The organism is Clostridia bacterium (assembly GCA_035561135.1).
Classification (GTDB): Bacteria; Acidobacteriota; Terriglobia; order Terriglobales; family Acidobacteriaceae; genus DATMYA01.
In genome coordinates this window covers 1-1327 of record DATMYA010000058.1, presented here as the reverse complement: position 1 = coordinate 1327, position 1327 = coordinate 1, and the positions used below count along the sequence as shown (strand labels likewise).

Here is a 1327-nt window from a genome sequence, read left to right as displayed (position 1 = left end):
TAGGCCGCGATCAGCACGATCAGCGTGATGATCGGCAGCGCGTTGCCGCCGGGCGCCGTGAACTTATCAGTGATTTCGGGGTTCTTCTTGCGCGCCGCGATGACCGTGATGCAGATGATCGCGACCACGATTGCGTTGCAGAGAGAGCCGAAGTTGACGATGAAGTTTGTTGCGCTCGGGAACGCCGCGATGATGCCGGTCACGAGGATGACGACCAGCTGCGCATTCACCGGAACCTTGGTCTTGTCATTGATTTTGCCAAGCGCCTTGGGCAGGATGCCGGCATCGCCGGAAGCCTGCAGCGCACGGCCCGCCAGCGCCATAACGACGAGGATCGTCGTGATCAGCGCGAGCACCGCGGCGATCGTGATGACATAGCCAAGCCACGGCAGGTTGGAGAGCGTGGTGAACACGGCTGCATACATCGGGATGTACGCCATGCCCGGATTCTGCTGGAGGAAGCCCGCGGTCACGAGGCCCAGCGTGGTGACGATCATGAGGATGTAGAGCACGAGCACGACGCTCATTGCGATGATCATCGACTGCGGAACCGTCTTCTTTGGGTTCTTGATTTCACCGACCATGAACGACACCGCTACGATTGCGCCAAACGCGACCATCGCAATCGGGATTGCGCCCATGAAGCCGAACGTGCCTTCCAGGCCCTGTGTGAAGAACGGCATCAGAGCGGAGCCGTCCCACTTGCCGCTGGAAAGTCCGGTGACGATAAAGACCAGCATGGAGATCGCGAGGCCGACCGTCAGCACCGTGTTGATCTTGCCCATCGCCGAGATTTCAACGACGTTCAGGATGCCGCACAGGATGACCGTGCCGATTGCGATAATCGTTCCGACGCTGCCAAGCGCGGGGAAGCTGACGCTCAGGTAGATGCCAACGTACATGGCGGAGAATGCCGCGCCAGCGATGCAGCCGAACAGGTACGCCCATGCCGAGACCCAGCCCCAGATCTTGCTCGCTTTTTCGGTCTTACCAAGCGCTCTTGCAGGAAACACGAAGATACCGCCCGACTGCGGATACATGGTGGAGAGCTCTGCAGTCTGCAGACCGTAGGCAATCAGGATGATGCCCGCGACGATCCACGAAATGATGGCTGCAGGACCTGCATTCATGATCGTGAGGCCCGATAGCGAGAAGATCGCGCTTCCGATCATACCGCCGATCAAAATGGTCGTGCTGTCAAGTAATCCGAGTTTTCCCTTTTCGTTTGACATTTCAAACCCCCTGCTTTCTCGTATTTTTTTGTGTGCCTTATCTTATGGCGCAGCTTGGCCTGCGCCCTAATTCGGATGATTGGTGTGTGCGCACT

1 protein-coding gene is annotated in these 1327 nt (G+C 58.2%); it reads right to left on the bottom strand.

Going from position 1 to position 1327, the window contains the following annotated elements; translation table 11 throughout:
• Window positions 1–1232 (bottom strand): APC family permease (locus tag VN622_13285; GenBank protein ID HWR36834.1); only part of this gene is annotated, 1232 nt, incomplete at its 3' end.
• Window positions 1233–1327: the final 95 nt, after the last annotated feature.